Here is a 15,482-nt window from a genome sequence, read left to right as displayed (position 1 = left end):
TTCACCTAAATTCTTTAAATTCTTTTTGTAATTTTAAATAATCTGGCGTGCTATTAACTTCTATCGCTTTATTTAAATATTTATTCGCAGCATCATAATCATCTAGCGCACGCATTGCTAAAGCCATTTGATAATTCAGTTTATCACTATTTGGAAATTCCTTTAGTCCTTTTTTCCATATAGTGATTCCATTTGATAAGCTTTCTTGTTTCGTCTTCAATAAACCAAAATATACATAAGTTTCATCGTTTTCATAGCCTTTATTCATTGTGGTTGTTAATATTTCTTTTGCATCTTGATCACTTCCATTAGCAATTGCTGTAGCTGCAAATTCATTATAAATATGATGTTCTTTTTCTGAAAAAATATTAACAAGTAATAATACAACGATAATAATAAAACCCACACTCATCCAATTGAAATATTGGCGTTTCTTATTAAAAAGATGTATCAATATAGCAATGAATAATCCTCCGAATAAGCCACCAAAATGTGCAAAATTATTTACATTAGCAAATAATGAACTTATTGCTAAATAAATTATACTACCGATAAATACTTGAGCAATGAATTTTTTTTCAAACTTACCACTAAATAATATATGTGCCAATATTGCACCCATTAAAGCACAAATAGCTCCACTAGCACCTACTGAAATGGATGTGGTATCAAATGCGAGTGATACTAAGTTACCAAATATCCCCCCACCAAGATAGATTATTAAGTATTGCCATTTATGATAGAGATATTCGACTATCTTACCCATAATATATAAAGACATCATATTAAATAATATATGTTGAAAATCAAAATGTAAGAACATTGAAGTTAATGCACGATAATAATCACCATGAACAAAGTTAAAATGTGTTAGACCACCCTTCTCAACAATCATATCTACTTTATGGGTCATATGCCATAGACTCATAATGATAAAACTTATGATATTAATCGCAATTAATAGATATGTTAATGGAGTGAACTTGGTCATTGCAATATCTACTGGATTTTGCTTAATTACTCTATTTTGATACCATGCTACTGATTGTGGTTTCGTCTTGCTTGAAATAGCTTTAAATGGCGTATTAAAGGTATGTTTAATGGATTGAGCATTTAAACAAGATATAACCTTGATATTTAAAGGCATATCACTTAATAGAATTTCTTGATTTACAAGAATAATTTCATAATGATTAATATTATGTTCAACCATTGTTTCTATTTCATCATGATGATCCATTATCTTCTGCACCATAAATAATGTAGACTGTGCTGTTTGTTTATTTAAAATAACACGTTTCAATGTTTTCTTACTTCTACTATATAACCATACATCATCCAATTCTTCTGATATCGTTACAAAGTCATAATCAGAATACTTAATATATTCATAAATACTTTTCCAAACTAACTTATCTGTAATCATGATTGAACCTCATTATTTATTATTCTATCTTCAGTTATTATCATTTGGACAGGTATATCATGATTTTCAATTAATACTTCACCGAACTGCAATTCAAAGATTAAACTTACAGTTTTACCTTTAAAGTGACTTAAATATTTATCAAAGTAACCACCGCCATATCCTATGCGATATCCTTTCTCATTAAAAACGACACCTGGGACAATCAATAAGTCTGGATAAGTATCATATTCCAATTGATGATTCATAATATCTATACCAAACGAATCTTTCACTATATCCTCGTCAGAAGTATATCTAACAAAATGCATTTGTTTCGACTTATAGTCACAAAATGGCACATATACTTTTTTGCCATACTTTTTTGCGTAATCAATCAGCCATCTCGTATCAAATTCATGCTCCATACTCATCGTAATTCCAATTGACTGTGCATTTTTAAACACATCTTGATTAATGAATGTTTGTTTTATTGAAGTTTCTTTTTCAATTTTATTATGATTGGATTTTAAACGTTCTAACATTGCTAATCGTATTTCTTTTTTTTCTGATTTTATTGTCATAATTTCACCTCGTATATATTATACAATATAGCACATAGAATAAAATGAATAAAAAAAAACAGACATGAAAAGACATGTCTGCTCAAAAATTATTTAGTTTCTCTGTGTAAAGTCTTTTTATTGTCTCTTGCACAGTATTTTGACATTTCAATACGTTCTGGGTTATTACGTTTATTTTTTTTAGTAATGTAGTTTCTTTCTCCACATTCAGTACAAGCTAAAGTAACATTAACGCGCATAATTGTTCCCTCCTCACGTTTCTAAATATCCATACGACTTTTCTATAATAACATGTGTCGTATGATTTATCTAGTACTAATTTGTGATTTGGTCAAATCTTTCACCAGTAATCGTGAAATATAAACTTTCAGCTATATTCGTGATATGGTCACCGATTCTTTCAAGGTAACGACCTGCTAAATGCGCTTGACCTGAAATGTATGGATCATTATCAATTAAGTAAGTTGTATTAATGATTTCTTTGTATAAATCATCAATATCTTGATCTCTTTCAATAATTTCTTTAACTAAGTTAACATCGCTATTTTTATAAGCTTCTTCTAAATCAGCAAGCATTAACAAACTTAATTTACCCATTGTTTTTAAACGTGTAAGGATATACGTATCCTCAAACTGAACACGCTTACGAATTTTAGCAATATTCGCTGCATTGTCACCAATTCGCTCTAATTCAGATGCGATTTTAGTACTAGATAAAATTAACCTTAAATCTGTTGCAATAGGTTGTTGTTTCGTAATTAGTAAAATGATTTGCTCATTTATATCATTTTCCATATTGTTGATAACTTCATCATATTTAATAATCTCTCGTGCATGATTCACTTCATTATCACTAAGTACATTTAGACTTCGTTCAATTACTTTATAAACTTCCCCAGCTAATTCTTGAACTGAACTTGTTAAATGATTTAAACTTTCTTCGTAAATTTCTCTCATAGAATCAACCGAATCTTCCTGAAATATAGCGCTCTGTTTGTTCATCTGCTGGGTTAGAGAAAATCTTATCAGTTGTATCATATTCATTCACATATCCGTTTAAGAAGAATGCAGTTTTATCTGAGATACGCGCTGCTTGTTGCATATTGTGAGTAACAATAATGATTGAGTATTGATTTTTGATTTCTTGTACTAATTCTTCTACTTTTAAAGTAGAAATTGGATCAAGGGCAGAAGTAGGTTCATCCATTAATATAACATCCGGTTCAATTGCTAAACAACGTGCGATACAAATACGCTGTTGTTGTCCACCAGATAAACCATAGGCATTTTTATCAAGGCGATCTTTTGTTTCTTCCCAGATTGCTGCACCACGTAGTGATTTTTCAACAATTTCATCTAAGATTTTTTTATCAGTAATACCATGGATACGTGGTCCATAAGTAATATTGTCATAGATTGATTTAGGAAATGGATTTGGCTTTTGGAATACCATACCAACACGTGTTCTTAAATGTTCAACTTTGTAACTCTTATCAAAGATATTTTCTCCTCTGTAAAGTATTTCGCCCGAGGTTCTAACACTAGGAATTAATTCAATCATACGGTTTAATGTTTTAATGTAAGTTGACTTACCACAACCTGATGGTCCAATTATTGCTGTAACTTCATTCTCTAAAATATCAAGGTTAATATTTTGTAATGCATGGTGATCACCATACCACAAATCTAAATTTTTCGTTTGATAAACAATATTACGGTTTGTTGGGTTTGGTGTTTGACCTGTTACTATATTACGTTCTTTTTTTGTATTTTCACTGCCTGTATTATTTACAGTTTCAGTTGTAACAATAACTTTTTCATTATTTTCAACTTTGTCTGATACTTTAACGTTATTATTCATATATAGACCCCTCTCAATTTAAAACTAGAATTTTTTCTGGAATTTGTTACGAATGAAAATAGCGATTGAGTTCATTGCAATTAACATGATTAATAACACGATAATCGCTGCTGATGATACAAATTGGAACTCAGCTTTCGGTAACTTTGCCCATGTAAAGATTTGCATTGGTAATGCTTGGAATCTATCCATGATACCGTCTGGCGTTTTCATGAAGATAGTTGGAATACCAATTACTACTAATGGAGCAGTCTCACCAATCGCGCGTGAAAGTGCTAATATAGTTCCTGTTAAAATACCAGGAATTGAAGCCGGTAATACTACATTAGTAATGGTTTGCCATTTCGTTCCACCTAAACCTAATGAAGCTTCGCGAATAGCGCCTGGAACTGCTCTAATCGCTTCCTGACTAGATACGATAATAACTGGTAAAATCATCAATGACATTGTAAGTGCTGCAGCTAAAACTGACTTTCCTAAAGAAAGTGATTCTATACCTGCTCCACGAACGAATAATGTTAATCCTAATAAACCGAATACTACTGATGGTACAGAGGCTAAGTTAGCAATATTTACTTTAACAAATCTAGTGAAAGCATTATCTTTAGCGTATTCTTCCATATAAATTGCAGTGGCTACACCAAGTGTAACAGCTATTGGAGCAATCGTCATCATTAACCATAATGTACCAATTAAAGCACCTTTAATTCCTGCTTTTTCAGGTGTTGTAGATGAAAAGTTTGTAAAGAATGTTGGCGTCAAGTAACCAGCACCCTTACGGATAATATCAAATAATAAAATCGCAAGTACTACTAAACCTATCATAGTACATAAGAAAAAAATAAATTTTACAATGTTATTTTTAGAAAGTCTACCAGAGAGATTCTTCTTAACTGATTCGTGATTAACTAATTCCATATTAATACTCCTCTCTGAACTTTTTAGTAACCCATTGTGAAATGAAGTTCATGATTAATGTAAATACAAATAATGTAAAACCTACAGCGTAAATACTATAATAGATATCTGAGCCATATGTCGCATCACCAGTTGCTACTTGAACAATGAATGCTGTCATTGTCTGTAATGAGTTTGTGAAATCTAATGAAAATTCTGGTGAACTACCTGCTGCAAGTGAAACAATCATTGTTTCACCAATTGCTCGAGATACAGCTAAAACGATTGATGCTAAAATCCCAGATAATGCTGCTGGAAATACTACTTTTAAAGCCGTCTCTAACTTAGTTGAACCTAATCCTAAAGCACCTTCACGTATTGCTTGCGGTACGGCACTCATTGCATCCTCTGATAGAGATGCAATCATTGGAACAATCATGATACCAATAACTAAACCAGGACTAATGGCGTTGAAGCTTCCAAGATCTGGCCACACAGAACGTAATAATGGTGTTACAAATGTTAATGCAAAGAATCCATAAACAATTGTAGGAATACCCGCTAAGATTTCTAGAATTGGTTTGATGATTCTTCTTGCAGTATCACTAGCATATTCACTTAAGTATAATGCTGCACCTAAACCAACAGGTACTGCAAATAACGTTGCTATGAATGTAACTTTCAATGTTCCTAAAATTAAAGAAATAATACCGAATTTAGGATCTTGTCCAAAGGCATTCCATTCTTTTTCAAGGAAAAAGTCTGCAAAAGATACACGTGTGAAGAATGTAATTGTTTCTGAAAGTAATGTGATTAAGATTCCGATAGTAGTTAAGATAGATATAGAAGCAATAACTACTAATATTGTAGGAATCATTTTTTCAATGACGTTTTTTGAAGACCCTTTGCTCTTATTTTGAGCAATTAAATCTTGTACAGAAATTTTATTTTCCATATTATAGACTCCTTCATTTTAAAAGGGACGAAAAATTTCGTCCCTCAGAAATATTTCATATTTGAATAATTATTAAGTTAATAATTATTTAATGCCGTCTAAAGTTTTTAATGCTTCTTCATAATCTTTATCTTCTAATGCAACGTAACCAGAATCAGTTGCTGCATCTTTAGATTTTTCGATTGTAAATTTCATAAATTCTTTAAATGCTTCATTTTCTTTCACTGAATCATTTTTAGCATAAATGAATAATGGACGACTTAATGGATAAGAACCATCTTTAACAGTATCAGATGTTGCTTCAACACCTTCACCTTTACCTTCTTTTTGGATCTTAACAGCTTTTAAGTTATCTTTGTTTTCTTGGAAGAAGTTATATCCGAAGAAGCCAACACCATTTTTATTATCTTGAACTGATTTAACAATTACGTTAGTATCCGCATTTTTCTCTGCTTTGATTTCAGCCTCTTCTAATACTTCTTCACTGAAGAAGTCATATGTTCCATGAGATTGGTCAGGAGAGAAAGCTTTGATTTCATCAGCCGGGAAGTCAGCACGAACGTCTTTCCAAGTTTTAGCTTTACCAGAGTAAATTTTCGCTAATTCTTCAAAAGTTAAGTATTCTACGAAGTCATTATCTTTATTAACAGCTACAGTTAATCCATCGTTTGCTAATTTAAATTCAGTATACTCGATTTTTTTGTCAGCTAAAGCTTTTTTCTCTTCATCTTTGATATCACGAGAAGCATTAGAGAAATCAGTTTCACCAGCGATAAATTTCTCGAATCCTCCACCAGTACCAGATGTACCAACAGAAACAGTTACGTCTGGGTATGTAGTGCTGAATTCTTCGTTAATTTTTTCAATGATTGGAGCTACAGTTGTAGAACCGTCGCCTTTTACTTCACCTTTAATATCTTTTGATGCTGTTTCAGTTGCTGCACCTTTATCTTCAGAAGCTTTGTCTTCTTTCTTTTCTGCTGCTCCACCACATGCACCTAAAAGTAATGCAGTACCTAATACAGTTGTTGATCCTACTAATTGCCATTTTTTCATTCTGAAAGTCCTCCTATTTGAATAGACGAATAATTTGATTTATTTATTACATCTCTAACTATAGTGTACTATTGTTAATTTGACATGAATGTATTGTAAAGATTATGTAAAGAAAAAAAGACAACACTAGATAGCATTGTCTTTTACTCAAGAAATCTTATTCATTTGATATAAATTACTTAAGGAGTTGATATAGTGTTTTGTGATGCATTTATTGTTTCAGTAGATTCAGTAGCATTTGAAATTGCCCCCTGGACTCCCGAAGAACCTGTTTCAATTAGTTTATCTGTCTTTCCTTTTTCTTCCTTAAAATATTCATTAATAATATCTCTTCCTAAGTCTCCACCTGGCAACCATGGTGGTGGTACTGGTTGATTCGTATAGATTATAGCAAAACTCATTTTCGGTTTGTTCATCGGTGCATAACCAATGTATGTTGAATTTACACGCGATTTGCCATCTTGATATACTTCTGCTGTACCAGTTTTTCCTGCACTTTTAACAACAGTATTAGCAAAACTTTTATAACCTGTACCCAGTTCATTATTAAATGCTAAATCGAAACCATCTTTTACTTGATTAATTTCATCTTCAGAATTATTGATGCGATTTAATACTTTTCCTTTTATACTTTCTTTAATAGGCCCAATTTTATCTGATTTAGATGCTCCTCGTACTTCTTTTACTAAATGAGGTTGAATTCGATACCCATTATTTGCAATAGTAGATACATATTGTGATAGCTGTAATGGTGTGTATGTATCATATTGTCCGATTGCTAAATCTAGATAGTTCCCTGGATTATCTTTCAAAGTTCCTGTTTGTCCAATGACTTCATTGGGTAAATCAATGCCTGTTTTAACACCTAAGCCAAATTGATTCAAACCTTTTCTCAATTTCAATCCAACTTCAGTTATGTCTGCTGGTAAAGTCATATTGTTTGAATAATTTAATCCAGCTATTTTAAGTGCTGTTTTAAACATATATACGTTTGAAGAATGCATTAATGCTTCCTTATCATTAATTTCAATTTTTCCTGTCGGATTAAAGTAAGAGCGTTTTTCAACGCCGCCTTTAAATACTAAAGGTTGGTCAATCATATTTTCACCAATCTTGATTGCATTGTTACTATAACCCGTTAAAATAGTAGCACCTTTTACAGTAGATCCTACTGCATACTGTGAGGTAAATGTTCCATAATGATAATCTGAGATATTACCGTTTTTATCAATTTGTTTACCCGCTAAAGCTAAAACATCTCCATTATTTGGATCTTGAATGACTACTAGAACTTTATCCATAGTACGTGCATTCATAGAACGTAATATTTGAATGTGTTTATTTACTAGTTTTTCAACTTTTAATTGTAAATCAATATCAATAGATAATACTAAATCATTACCACGGGAACCTTCAGATATTACTTCCGAATTGATAATCTTTCCAGATTTATCAGTTAAGTAACGCATTTTTTTCTTTTTGCCACGTAAAACATTTTCATATTGAAACTCTAGGTAACTTTGACCCACCCTATCATTCCTTGAGTAGCCTTTTGATAAATAATAGTCAACTAATTCTTTTGGCAAACCTTCTTCTTTTGATGATACATTGCCAAACATCGTTCGTAAAGTTTTACCATATAAATATTTTCTATCCCAATCCATTGTTGTGTTTACACCTGGTAACTCGCTTAAATTTTGAGAGACAAGTGCATATTCTTTTTCTGAAACGTTATCATTTCTAATAATTTGTGGACTTAATTGGCTACCACTGCTCATTTCACGATAGATTGCAGCAATTTCCAGTTCATCTTTCGTTAAAGATTTTAAATGTTTTTCAGTCAATTTATTATAAACTGTTTCATTATATTCTTCTTGAGAAATTTCACCAGTTTCAAACAGCTGCAATTCTTTTTTCATTAATTTATTTACTTCATCATTATGAGTCATAATAAAGAAGTCTTGTTTATCTCTTAAAGTTAAGGCCTTCGTAGGCATCGACATTAGTTTATGTAACTTCTTTGCAGTATCTAGCATATCACTACGGCTAGTCATTCGATCTCGAGTATATGTAATGGCCTTTTTAGACGTATTATCTACTAAAAGTTTACCATTACGATCATAAATCCTACCTCTTGGCACAGATTCATTAACTTCAATATTTTCATTATTATCAACTGCTTTCTTATAGGCTTCACCTTTAACAATTTGCAAGTAACCTAATCTTAAGACGAGGATAATTAATAATGAAACTATCGCCATAAATATTACACCAATTCGGCGATTCGTGAGACGTTTCTGCTTTAGTTCATTTGATTCTTGTTTAACTCGTTTCAAAGGAAATCCCCCATCACTTACATTTATCCTTTAATAATATATGAAATATCATATATTTTCTATATTTTTAACAGAAAAACAAAAAGAAAGAGACATTTCAGTGAAATGTCTCTTGATAATAATGAATTATTTATTTAGCAGCTGAATATAATTCGTTTACTTTTTCCCAATTTACAACGTTCCAAAATGCTGAAATATAGTCAGGACGTCTATTTTGATAATTTAAGTAGTAAGCATGTTCCCAAACGTCTAATCCTAAGATAGGTGTTTTACCTTCCATTAATGGGTTCTCTTGGTTTGGTGTAGAAACAACTTCTAATTCACCGTTATTTACAACTAACCAAGCCCAACCAGAACCAAATCGTGTAGTTGCAGCTTTTGCAAATTCTTCTTTAAATGCATCTAATGAACCAAATTTAGCATTAATCGCATCAACAACTTCACCTGTAGCTTCTTTACCAGGCGCTAATAATGTCCAGAATAAAGAGTGATTATAGTGTCCGCCACCATTGTTTACTACTGCTGTTTTCTTATCAGCTGGCACTTCGTTAATTTTAGTCATTAATTCTTCGATAGATAGGTCAGCAAATTCTGTACCTTCTACTGCAGCATTTAAGTTTGTAACGTAAGTGTTGTGATGTTTAGTATGATGGATTTCCATCGTTTCTTTATCAACATGTGGTTCTAATGCATCATATGCATAAGGTAATTGTGGTAGTTCAAAAGCCATAATTAATCATCCTCCTAAAGTTTAAGTACACTTTCATAATAGCAAACTTAATAAAACGTTCTCAACTACTTTGCTTATATATCATTTCAATTTTTTTTGTTAGAATAAATATTATAAATTTTTAAGATATAGGAGGTCCTTTTTTGTACATTAAACATTTAAAAAGAATATTTTATCCAACACAGTATCCACTCTTTAGAACTATTAAACTCAGATATATATTTATGCATTTATTATTTATAGCAATTTTATTCTCTATTACTAACAGCTTGAATTATTACAATATTATTCAAGTTGCTAATCAAATGGTAGAAAAAAAACAAGATGAAATTCCAGCATTTCAAATAAATAATAACCGTCTGATTTTGTCTGAAGAAAAATCAATAAAAGTAGATTCTTACACGATTCAATTTAAAAAAGAAAATCAAATACCAAAACAGCATGTCATGACTTTTCAAAAAGAAGGTATTCAAATCGATGAATCCACTTTCTTACCTTACATGAACTTGCCTGTATTTGAAGATAAGGCGTCTTTGATAAAATTTTTAAAAACCTATACAGCGTCAAGTTACTTCTATTTAAGCTTAATTATTGGTTTTCTTATCTTTATTCAATTCATTACAACAATTATTAAAATAATTTTTTTAAGTACGATTGCACATCTATTGGCAATTGTTCTCCATAAAAAATCACGCTTTATGAACTGGCTAAAAATTAATACTTTCCTGATTACCATACCTTCTATCATATTGTTCTTAGGTTTTTTAATAAATCCGATTGCACCTTTCTTAATCGTTTTCTCTTGGGCATTGATTGCAATATTAATTGTTATCACAATTAATAAGTTACCGAAAAACAAATTGAAATCACAATAAATAAACAAAACAATACAAAATAAATACATAATTCTATATAATGAGTATGTTATGACAATAATCACATATAAACTAAAGGAGTTTTTATAGATGTCTGAAATTACACATAGAAGAAATACACGTCCTGTAAAAGTTGGAGATTTAACAATCGGTGGTAGTGATGAACTGATTATTCAAAGTATGACAACTACAAAAACACATGATGTTGAAGCTACGGTGGCAGAAATTAAGCGTTTAGAAGAAGCTGGATGCCAAATCGTGCGTGTTGCATGTCCTAAAGAAGAAGATGCATTGGCAATTGCAGAAATAAAAAAACAAATCAATATTCCACTAGTAGTTGATATCCACTTTGATTATAAATTAGCATTACTGGCAATCGAAGGCGGCGCGGATAAAATCCGTATTAACCCAGGTAACATAGGTCGACGTGAGAAAGTAGAAGAAGTTGTAAAAGCATGTAAAGCGAAAGGAATTCCAATTCGTATCGGTGTAAATGCTGGATCACTTGAAAAACACATCATTAAAAAATATGGTTATCCTACTGCAGATGGTATGGTCGAAAGTGCTTTACATCATATAAAAATCTTAGAAGACCTAGATTTCCATGATATCATCGTTTCTATGAAAGCAAGTGACGTATCCCTTGCAATTGAAGCTTATACAAAAGCGGCAAAAGCTTTTGATTACCCATTACATTTAGGTATTACTGAAAGTGGAACATTATTTGCTGGTACGGTAAAATCAGCAGCAGGTTTAGGAGCAATCATGAGTTTAGGTATCGGTAACACATTACGTATCTCATTATCTGCAGATCCTGTTGAGGAAATAAAAGTAGCTCGTGAATTACTAAAATCATTCGGTTTAGCTAGTAATGCTGCAACATTAATTTCTTGTCCAACATGTGGTCGCATTGAAATTGACTTAATTTCAATTGCTAACGAAGTTGAAGAATATATTTCTACTATAAAAGCACCATTGAAAGTAGCAGTATTAGGATGTGCAGTCAACGGTCCAGGAGAAGCACGTGAAGCTGATATCGGTATCGCAGGTGCACGTGGTGAAGGATTACTGTTTATGAAAGGTAAAACTGTCCGTAAAGTACCTGAAGAGACTATGGTAGATGAACTTAAGTTTGAAATTGATAAATTAGCTGAAGAATACTTTAAGAAACAAGCTGAAGAAAAAGCAGCGAATGCGCAGGTTGTGAATGAATAGAAAATTTAGAATGGGCATCGATATAGATGGTACAGTAACATGCCCAACAGCGTTAGTACCTTATTTACAAAAATCCTTTAATGAAAAATTTAAATATGAAGATATTACAGAGTACGATTTATCGAAGGTTTTAAATATACCTGAATCTGAAATTTATCAATGGTTTAAAGCATATGAACATGAAATGTATCAATTCTCTCCTGTTCATAAAGATGCTGATCTTGTACTAACAGAATGGTCTAATTATTATAATCTCATATTTATAAGTGCTAGACATACGTATTTAGAGACTTTGACGATTAATTGGTTTAAAGAACATAATGTACCGTATCATCATATTGAACTTACAGGTTCACATAAAAAAATTGAAACTGCAAAACAACTTCAAGTCGATGCATTTTTTGAAGATAAATTAGATAATGCGATTGATATTCATGAAGCATTGAATATTCCAGTATATTTATTTGATACACCTTATAATCAAAGCACTCTTCCCGAAGGAGTTAAACGTGTAAAAACATGGCTAGAGCTTAATCAATTAATTAAACACCAGTTTCCATATTAAAAGGACTGAGACAAATTGTCTCAGTCCTTTTTGCATGTTTCACATAATCCGTATAACTCTATTTTATGACTACGAATCTCGACACTACTTAGTTCTTTCTCAAATGCCTCAATCGGACAAAACTCTACCACACGTGTTTCACCACAATTTTCACAAATAAAGTGATGATGATGTTGCGTACTACAAGATAACCTAAACTTTTTTTCCCCATCCAGTTCAGTTACTTCAATAATATCGAGATCATTAAATAAATTTAAATTTCTATATATGGTATCAAAAGATATACCTGGATACTTATCATTCAACACTTCTTGCATTTGCTTGGCATTTAAATATTTTGTAGAATCGTATAACATTTTTATCATGTCACGACGTTTATCAGTATATTTATGGCCATTATCTTTTAATACTTTAATCGCATCATCAATATTCATCCGTTATCCCCCCTTTTTCTTTAAATCGACTCATTGCTAAGGTACATAATAGTACAAAAACTAGCAACATAACAATTACACCACCTGGTGAAATATCCAAATAAAATGCTGATATCAATCCAATAATTACTGAAAATTCTCCAATCATTACACTCCAAAACATAAGTTGTTTATAACCTTTAGAAAAACGCATAGCACTTGCAACTGGTAAAGTAATTAAACTACTTACAAGTAGTATACCGACAACACGCATTGAAGCTGATATTACTAGTGCAACCATTAACATAAATAAAATATGAACAAATCGAGGGACACCAATGATTGAAGCATACTCTTCATCAAATGATAAAATAAACAATTCTTTATATAATACAAAAATGAAGATAATAACAAGTAAAAATATAGCAAGAACGATAAAAACATCATTCAAAGTCACTGCACTAATACTACCAAATAAATATCCAAATAAGTCTTGGTTAAAACCATCAGCAAATGAAATAAAAATAACACTTAAACCAATTCCAAAGCTCATAATAATCGGTATTGCTAATTCCTGGTAATGTTTATAAAGCGATCTCAGTTTCTCAATCAATAACGAACCAATAACTGAGAATAAAATACCTGTCCAAATTGGATTAATTGTAAATGCTAACACTTTTGTTAATAACATTCCAAATGCAATGCCTCCTAGCGTAACATGGCTTAACGCATCTGCAATGAGAGAAAGTCTCCTAACGACAATGAATGTCCCTATTAATGGGGCTATTATTCCAATTAACATTCCACTAATAAATGAATAACGAATAAAATCAAATTCCCATAATGCTTCTATTAAATTCATTGACAACACTTCCTATCGTGATTATGATCTACGAACTGTACCGGATGACCATAAATCTTAGAAATTTCAACTTCGTCTAATGACTTAAATTGATGTGTAGTTCCATGAAAATGTAAGTGTTGATTTAAACAGGCCACTTGAGTAGCAGTATCTACTACAACTCCAATATCATGAGTTACAAGTAAAATAGTGATGCCTTCTGCTTTTAACTGTGCTAATAATTCATAAAATTGAGCAACGTGTTTAGCGTCTATGCCAACTGTAGGCTCATCTAGTACAAGAACAGAAGGATTAGAAATTAACGCTCTTGCAATAAACACACGTTGTTGCTGACCACCAGATAACTGAGAAATATTTTTATCTTTTAAATGGTCGATTTGAAGTCGCTGTAATATTGCTTCAACTTTTTCATTATCGTCTTTATTAAACTTTTTTAAAATAGGTTTAACTTGAATTAATCCGCTACGAACTACTTCAAATACAGTAGCTGGAAAACCACCACTAGTAGCATTTGCTTTTTGTGACACATAACCAATCCCAGTTAACTTTTTATATTGTTTCATATCTTTACCATTCATTAATATACTGCCTGATTGCACTTTTAAAATACCTAAAATAAGCTTCAATAGCGTTGATTTTCCTGAACCATTTGGACCGACTATCGCGAGAAAGTCACCAGGAAATATACTAATATTAATATCTGTTAAAGCAACTTTATCTGGATAACGATGGGTTACATGGCGAATTTCAAATATAGGTTCCAATTAATTCATTCCTTTGAGATAAAAAACAAGCATTAATCGATGATTAATCCCTGTTTTTTAATTTTATTGATTGATAATTTTTTCTAATAAATTAGAATCAAACTGATTATTTTTAATCATTTCAATTTCAAATTTATATGGAGGCTTTTTATTTTTTTTATCTTCACCAACTTGAACATATGGTGTTTCTAATATTTTCGGGATGTCTTTAAATACATCATGGTAAACGACTTTCGTTAATCCATCAAAGCCAATATTACCAAATCCAAAATTTTCATGACGGTCTTTACGTGCACCTTGAATATTTTTAGAATCATTGACATGCACAACTTTAATACGATCAAGCCCAACAATATTATCGAATTCTTCCAATACACCATCTAAATCATTAACAATATCATAACCTGCATCATGGACATGACAAGTATCAAAACAAACTGATAAACGTTCATTATTCTTAACCCCTGAAATGATTTCTGCAATCTCTTCAAAAGATTTACCACATTCAGAACCTTTACCCGCCATTGTTTCAAGTGCGATACGTACGTTATTATTATTTGTTAATACTTCGTTCAAACCTTCGATAATTTTCTTAATTCCTGCTTCTTCTCCTGCACCTACATGAGCACCTGGATGAAGCACGATATCTCGTGCACCAATTGCTTCGGTACGTTCAATTTCTTTTTGTAAAAATTCTACTCCTAATTCAAATACTTCAGGCTTTATTGTATTAGCAATATTTATTATATAAGGTGCATGTACGACGATATTTGATAAGTTATTCTCTTTCATATATGAAAGCCCTGCTTCAATATTTAAATCTTCAATCGGCTTGCGTCGTGTATTTTGAGGTGCACCAGTGTAAATCATAAAGGTAGAAGCGTTGTAACTCGCAGCTTCTTCTGCCGCTGCTAACAACATCTTCTTCCCGCTCATTGATACATGTGATCCTAGTAGCATATCA

17 protein-coding genes are annotated in these 15,482 nt (G+C 31.6%); 3 read left to right on the top strand and 14 right to left on the bottom strand.

The window, feature by feature from the left end:
- Position 1: 1 nt before the first annotated feature.
- The 10 genes from ACMGE9_RS11620 to ACMGE9_RS11575 all read right to left on the bottom strand — a co-directional run bounded on the left by ACMGE9_RS11620 (position 2) and on the right by ACMGE9_RS11575 (position 9,824).
- Complete coding sequence (locus ACMGE9_RS11620) at positions 2-1,426, bottom strand: rhomboid family intramembrane serine protease (protein ID WP_414042926.1); 1,425 nt, start codon at positions 1,424-1,426, stop codon at positions 2-4.
- Positions 1,423-1,989, bottom strand: coding sequence for a 5-formyltetrahydrofolate cyclo-ligase (locus ACMGE9_RS11615; RefSeq protein ID WP_414042925.1), 567 nt, complete (start codon positions 1,987-1,989; stop codon positions 1,423-1,425). The genes ACMGE9_RS11620 and ACMGE9_RS11615 overlap by 4 nt, the downstream gene beginning before the upstream one ends.
- Positions 1,990-2,078: 89 nt before the next feature.
- Entirely contained in the window at positions 2,079-2,228 is a 150-nt protein-coding gene (gene rpmG / locus ACMGE9_RS11610) for a 50S ribosomal protein L33 (protein WP_096076353.1), read from the bottom strand.
- A 76-nt stretch (positions 2,229-2,304) separates the two neighbouring features.
- The gene (phoU, locus tag ACMGE9_RS11605) at positions 2,305-2,946 is read right to left on the bottom strand and encodes a phosphate signaling complex protein PhoU (RefSeq protein WP_414042924.1); all 642 of its coding nucleotides are present in this window, start codon (positions 2,944-2,946) and stop codon (positions 2,305-2,307) included.
- 4 nt (positions 2,947-2,950) lie between these two features.
- Positions 2,951-3,850, bottom strand: coding sequence for a phosphate ABC transporter ATP-binding protein PstB (gene pstB / locus ACMGE9_RS11600; RefSeq protein ID WP_414042923.1), 900 nt, complete (start codon positions 3,848-3,850; stop codon positions 2,951-2,953).
- 24 nt (positions 3,851-3,874) lie between these two features.
- The gene (gene pstA, locus ACMGE9_RS11595) at positions 3,875-4,768 is read right to left on the bottom strand and encodes a phosphate ABC transporter permease PstA (protein WP_414042922.1); all 894 of its coding nucleotides are present in this window, start codon (positions 4,766-4,768) and stop codon (positions 3,875-3,877) included.
- Between the two features lies 1 nt (position 4,769).
- Positions 4,770-5,702, bottom strand: coding sequence for a phosphate ABC transporter permease subunit PstC (gene pstC, locus ACMGE9_RS11590; protein WP_414042921.1), 933 nt, complete (start codon positions 5,700-5,702; stop codon positions 4,770-4,772).
- Positions 5,703-5,786: 84 nt separating this feature from the next.
- Complete coding sequence (locus ACMGE9_RS11585; RefSeq protein WP_414042920.1) at positions 5,787-6,758, bottom strand: phosphate ABC transporter substrate-binding protein PstS family protein; 972 nt, start codon at positions 6,756-6,758, stop codon at positions 5,787-5,789.
- A gap of 179 nt (positions 6,759-6,937) precedes the next feature.
- Complete coding sequence (locus ACMGE9_RS11580) at positions 6,938-9,094, bottom strand: peptidoglycan D,D-transpeptidase FtsI family protein (protein ID WP_414042919.1); 2,157 nt, start codon at positions 9,092-9,094, stop codon at positions 6,938-6,940.
- 130 nt (positions 9,095-9,224) lie between these two features.
- Entirely contained in the window at positions 9,225-9,824 is a 600-nt protein-coding gene (locus ACMGE9_RS11575) for a superoxide dismutase (RefSeq protein WP_414042918.1), read from the bottom strand.
- A gap of 143 nt (positions 9,825-9,967) precedes the next feature.
- Here ACMGE9_RS11575 and ACMGE9_RS11570 point away from each other — a divergent pair, with 143 nt between their 5' ends.
- From ACMGE9_RS11570 to ACMGE9_RS11560, 3 genes are all read left to right on the top strand, one after another.
- Positions 9,968-10,699 carry a DUF1189 family protein gene (locus ACMGE9_RS11570; RefSeq protein WP_414042917.1) on the top strand — a complete coding sequence of 244 codons (732 nt, stop codon included), beginning with the start codon at positions 9,968-9,970 and terminating at the stop codon, positions 10,697-10,699.
- Between the two features lie 90 nt (positions 10,700-10,789).
- Positions 10,790-11,914 carry a flavodoxin-dependent (E)-4-hydroxy-3-methylbut-2-enyl-diphosphate synthase gene (ispG, locus tag ACMGE9_RS11565; protein WP_414042916.1) on the top strand — a complete coding sequence of 375 codons (1,125 nt, stop codon included), beginning with the start codon at positions 10,790-10,792 and terminating at the stop codon, positions 11,912-11,914.
- Positions 11,907-12,479, top strand: a complete 573-nt coding sequence (locus ACMGE9_RS11560; protein WP_414042915.1) for a 5' nucleotidase, NT5C type — start codon at positions 11,907-11,909, stop codon at positions 12,477-12,479. The genes ispG and ACMGE9_RS11560 overlap by 8 nt, the downstream gene beginning before the upstream one ends.
- A 20-nt stretch (positions 12,480-12,499) precedes the next feature.
- Here the strand turns inward: ACMGE9_RS11560 and ACMGE9_RS11555 are convergent, their stop codons facing one another.
- From ACMGE9_RS11555 to ACMGE9_RS11540, 4 genes are all read right to left on the bottom strand, one after another.
- Positions 12,500-12,913 carry a Fur family transcriptional regulator gene (locus tag ACMGE9_RS11555; protein ID WP_414042914.1) on the bottom strand — a complete coding sequence of 138 codons (414 nt, stop codon included), beginning with the start codon at positions 12,911-12,913 and terminating at the stop codon, positions 12,500-12,502.
- Entirely contained in the window at positions 12,903-13,754 is an 852-nt protein-coding gene (locus tag ACMGE9_RS11550) for a metal ABC transporter permease (RefSeq protein WP_414042913.1), read from the bottom strand. Before ACMGE9_RS11550 ends, ACMGE9_RS11555 begins: the two co-directional genes overlap by 11 nt.
- Complete coding sequence (locus tag ACMGE9_RS11545) at positions 13,751-14,518, bottom strand: metal ABC transporter ATP-binding protein (RefSeq protein ID WP_414042912.1); 768 nt, start codon at positions 14,516-14,518, stop codon at positions 13,751-13,753. Before ACMGE9_RS11545 ends, ACMGE9_RS11550 begins: the two co-directional genes overlap by 4 nt.
- Positions 14,519-14,581: 63 nt before the next feature.
- Positions 14,582-15,478 (bottom strand): deoxyribonuclease IV, encoded by an 897-nt coding sequence (locus ACMGE9_RS11540; RefSeq protein WP_414042911.1) that lies wholly within the window; start codon positions 15,476-15,478, stop codon positions 14,582-14,584.
- Positions 15,479-15,482: the final 4 nt, after the last annotated feature.

This window comes from Macrococcus animalis (genome assembly GCF_047425875.1).
Classification (GTDB): domain Bacteria; phylum Bacillota; class Bacilli; order Staphylococcales; family Staphylococcaceae; genus Macrococcoides; species Macrococcoides animalis.
Note: the sequence above shows the minus strand (reverse complement) of the source record. Positions and strands in the feature narration are given on the sequence as shown.

What these genes read in the sequence shown, in the direction of transcription:
- ACMGE9_RS11620 (WP_414042926.1), bottom strand. Translation starts at nt 1,426, where the DNA reads ATGATTACAGATAAGTTAGTTTGGAAAAGTATTTATGAATATATTAAG.
- ACMGE9_RS11615 (WP_414042925.1), bottom strand. Translation starts at nt 1,989, where the DNA reads ATGACAATAAAATCAGAAAAAAAAGAAATACGATTAGCAATGTTAGAA.
- rpmG (WP_096076353.1), bottom strand. Translation starts at nt 2,228, where the DNA reads ATGCGCGTTAATGTTACTTTAGCTTGTACTGAATGTGGAGAAAGAAAC.
- phoU (WP_414042924.1), bottom strand. Translation starts at nt 2,946, where the DNA reads ATGAGAGAAATTTACGAAGAAAGTTTAAATCATTTAACAAGTTCAGTT.
- pstB (WP_414042923.1), bottom strand. Translation starts at nt 3,850, where the DNA reads ATGAATAATAACGTTAAAGTATCAGACAAAGTTGAAAATAATGAAAAA.
- pstA (WP_414042922.1), bottom strand. Translation starts at nt 4,768, where the DNA reads ATGGAATTAGTTAATCACGAATCAGTTAAGAAGAATCTCTCTGGTAGA.
- pstC (WP_414042921.1), bottom strand. Translation starts at nt 5,702, where the DNA reads ATGGAAAATAAAATTTCTGTACAAGATTTAATTGCTCAAAATAAGAGC.
- ACMGE9_RS11585 (WP_414042920.1), bottom strand. Translation starts at nt 6,758, where the DNA reads ATGAAAAAATGGCAATTAGTAGGATCAACAACTGTATTAGGTACTGCA.
- ACMGE9_RS11575 (WP_414042918.1), bottom strand. Translation starts at nt 9,824, where the DNA reads ATGGCTTTTGAACTACCACAATTACCTTATGCATATGATGCATTAGAA.
- ispG (WP_414042916.1), top strand. Translation starts at nt 10,790, where the DNA reads ATGTCTGAAATTACACATAGAAGAAATACACGTCCTGTAAAAGTTGGA.
- ACMGE9_RS11560 (WP_414042915.1), top strand. Translation starts at nt 11,907, where the DNA reads ATGAATAGAAAATTTAGAATGGGCATCGATATAGATGGTACAGTAACA.
- ACMGE9_RS11555 (WP_414042914.1), bottom strand. Translation starts at nt 12,913, where the DNA reads ATGAATATTGATGATGCGATTAAAGTATTAAAAGATAATGGCCATAAA.
- ACMGE9_RS11550 (WP_414042913.1), bottom strand. Translation starts at nt 13,754, where the DNA reads ATGAATTTAATAGAAGCATTATGGGAATTTGATTTTATTCGTTATTCA.
- ACMGE9_RS11540 (WP_414042911.1), bottom strand. Translation starts at nt 15,478, where the DNA reads ATGCTACTAGGATCACATGTATCAATGAGCGGGAAGAAGATGTTGTTA.